2 protein-coding genes and 1 pseudogene are annotated in these 3,046 nt (G+C 43.3%); 2 read left to right on the forward strand and 1 reads right to left on the reverse strand.

Annotation, left to right across the window (positions count from 1 at the left end):
* Positions 1-153, forward strand: a pseudogene (locus tag IQ229_RS21065) (heterocyst differentiation related protein); the annotation flags it as partial.
* A gap of 291 nt (positions 154-444) precedes the next feature.
* On the opposite strand, the gene IQ229_RS21070 reads toward IQ229_RS21065, so the two are convergent.
* Positions 445-2,367 carry a serine/threonine protein kinase gene (locus IQ229_RS21070; RefSeq protein WP_194047067.1) on the reverse strand — a complete coding sequence of 641 codons (1,923 nt, stop codon included), beginning with the start codon at positions 2,365-2,367 and terminating at the stop codon, positions 445-447.
* A 164-nt stretch (positions 2,368-2,531) separates the two neighbouring features.
* Here IQ229_RS21070 and IQ229_RS21075 point away from each other — a divergent pair, with 164 nt between their 5' ends.
* Positions 2,532-3,023: a hypothetical protein gene (locus IQ229_RS21075; protein ID WP_194047069.1), complete on the forward strand. Its 492-nt coding sequence runs from the start codon at positions 2,532-2,534 to the stop codon at positions 3,021-3,023.
* Positions 3,024-3,046: the final 23 nt, after the last annotated feature.

The following is a 3,046-nucleotide window of genomic DNA, read 5'->3' on the forward strand; positions in this document are numbered from 1 at the left end:
CGGCAGCGTCCAGCCCGTACTGTACAAGTTATTCACCCCTATCAAGGAAATACGCCGCCCTTGGTTCCAGTCCGTCGTGCTGAGTTTTTGCCTGCTTCACGGATGGAAGCAAGACGAGTTGAAGCCCAAGAATACGACGAAATGCATGGCTAGGGAAAATAAAACTATAGATAAAAATCGTTTCCAGATATAATCTGGAAACAATTTTTATTGGGCTGCTGCTGCGAATTCGGAAGGCGGCAGCCCTAATTTATATCATGTCCGCATAATTAGTTATGCTAACCACAGTCAATACACCCCACCCCCAGCCCCTCCCCGCAAGCGGGGAGGGGAGACAAAGCATAGCTTTGGCGGGGGTGGGGTTCTTCGGGTTTAATAAGTAATCAAGCGGACTTGATATTAGTTATTCCCAGCCAGAAACTGAACTGTGTTTACTAATAACTGTTAAAAGTCAGTTTTAGGAGTTTCTGTGCTATTAGGACTCTCTGTGGTTGCAGGTTGGTTAGTATCAGGAAGTTTCTGTTGGGTATTTTTCTGATTGCCTTGATTTTTTAGCTCAGTTAGTGCCTGTTTTGCTAGATTTTCGGCTGCTTGTTTAAATAATGGTTCTATTCTATTTCGCCAATATTGAGTATTAGGCAATTTTTCTGGATGGTTTCTATAATCTAAAACTTTATCCCATTTACCATCATCTATTGCTTTATTAATCTCATTAGATAATGCCTCCGCCTTTGCCCAATCTTCCTGCCACTGGGCAATCATTTTGCCTGTTTCTTGGATACCAGAAGCAGCATTTGCTGGAACCGATCTTAAAAGTGCGATCGCTCCAATTATATCCCCTGAATCATACTTCTTTTTTGCTTGTTCTACAATATTGGCACTGTTATCATTAGACTGCGATCGTTCTGATTTACCAGCATCGTCAGTTGACCCCTTCGGCTTTTCTGGTAATGGAGTTACTACATCCCTAGATTTTGGTTTTGGCTGAGGAATTGTTCGAGTCGCAATCAAGCTGCTATCATCTACAATCCTAGTTGCAATACCCTTTTCACGTAGGCAAGAACCCCATTCTTGATTATTAGTTATCACGGTCGGGTGTGCCCAAGCCAAACCACCAGATTTAAGCTTAACTTCTATCCAACCTGCTTTTGTTCGCTTGCCAGTCACCTCAAAATTGGTGTTATTAGCAACAGTTTGCACAATATTATTAGAATTTATCGAACTAGGTTCAGAACGAATATTAGAATTTCCGACGACAACAGCTGAGCATTTGTTTGCTAAAGCGGTATCCTTACCTGTAAGATTTAAAGCTAAATTTTTCACATTTGGATATACATTTGCTACCAAGGCAGCTGCACCACCCGCCAGTAATATGCCAATTAATACCGGCCAGGGGTCGGATTTACTAGAGTCTTTACGCCCAGGTTTGACAGGATTTGCTGGTGCAACTGCAATAGTTTGTAACCGAGATACTTGAGGTTGGGATTTGGCTGTTTGGTAACTGGAATTTTTGACGGCTTCTTGAGGTGTGGAAAGTGCAGGTACTGGATTAATCGCGTCTTTACACGCTTGCAGCGCTTCCGTGGCATTTTGGTAGCGGTCTTTGAAGTGATAACGCACCATCTTGGACAACACTGCTGCCAGTCCATGATTCACTGTTACTGAATGCCGCCAGATAATTTCCCCCGTTTCTGGGTCTTCTTGCAATTCTGTTGGCTGTAATCCTGTTAATGCTTGAATGGCGATGATGCCAAGGGAATAGATATCGCTGTTGGGACGAGGTTTACCTTGCCCTTGTTCTGTCGGCATATAGCCAGGAGTGCCGATAACCACTGTAGCAGAGGCTTGTCCGCCCACTGTCACCAGTTGTGTACGCAGTTGTTTCACTGCTCCAAAATCAACTAAAACTAACTTATTATCTGAGACGCGGCGAATGATATTATCCGGTTTGATGTCGCGGTGAATCACGCCTTGGTGATGGACAAATTCGAGAATCTCCAGAACTTCCTGCAACAATTGAACTACCTGGCTTTCACTCCAGCGCTTACCAGGTATAAGTTCCTCAGCTAGGGTATGTCCTTCAATATATTCTTGTACTAGATAAAATTCTTGGTTTTCGTCAAAGTACGCTAGCAGCCTGGGTATTTGGTCATGGTTGCCCAGTTTTTCTAAGGTTTCGGCTTCGCTGTTGAACAGACGTTTAGCAGTATCAAAAACTCTGGGGTCAGTTCCGGGTTTGAGGTGTTTAACAACGCAAATGGGATTGCCGGGCCGCCTAGTATCTTGGGCAATGTAGGTTTGACCAAATCCTCCCATCGCGAGGACTCGAATTACTTGGTAACGATGATCTAGTAGCTTGCCTATCATATTCCCTCCCCAGAGTTATTACCTAATTTTCCAGCTGGTAATAAATATCTCCAAATTTTCTTCAATGAAATCCGCTATCTTGAGAAAAGATTTAGATTAAAAACGCAGCTTTTTAATAAACGCAGACTAGTTTATTTTTCTTTTAGTGCCCCTGTTTATTACCAATGCCACCTAAAATAACAAATCCAGTTGCATGGCAGCAGGCTGAAATCCTCATGCAACCTGCTTTCATTCGCGTTATCGATAATATCCGCAAGCAGCTTGATGAATCTTCTTGGACAGGAACTTACCATGATGTCTTGATTTGGCCGCCTAGCACCACTGATGAAATCAAAGCATTGGTAACTGAACTGTTGCAAGCAATGGAAACTGCAACACCCCAAGAAGCAGATGAAATCAGAGGAACTCTGGCTCGTCTGCCGATGCCCCATCCAGGATATCATCTACGTTTGCAGCGTCAACAGCAAGAAGCGAGTATCGATTTGTGGGAACTGTGTTATGAAGTGTGTTTTCTTGAATACACACCACAGAAGGAAGTTGCTGATATTGATACTAGTTTAATCGATGAATTCGGTGAAGTCGATTGGCTGCGTTTGGATGCTAAGTCAAAGGAGTTGGTTGAACAGGCGTTTGCTAAATTGCCAGAATGTGCATAGTCTCAACAATGCCCACTTCTCAT

Origin of the sequence: Nostoc cf. edaphicum LEGE 07299, from assembly GCF_015207245.1 — a bacterium.
Taxonomy (GTDB): Bacteria; Cyanobacteriota; Cyanobacteriia; order Cyanobacteriales; family Nostocaceae; genus Nostoc; species Nostoc edaphicum_B.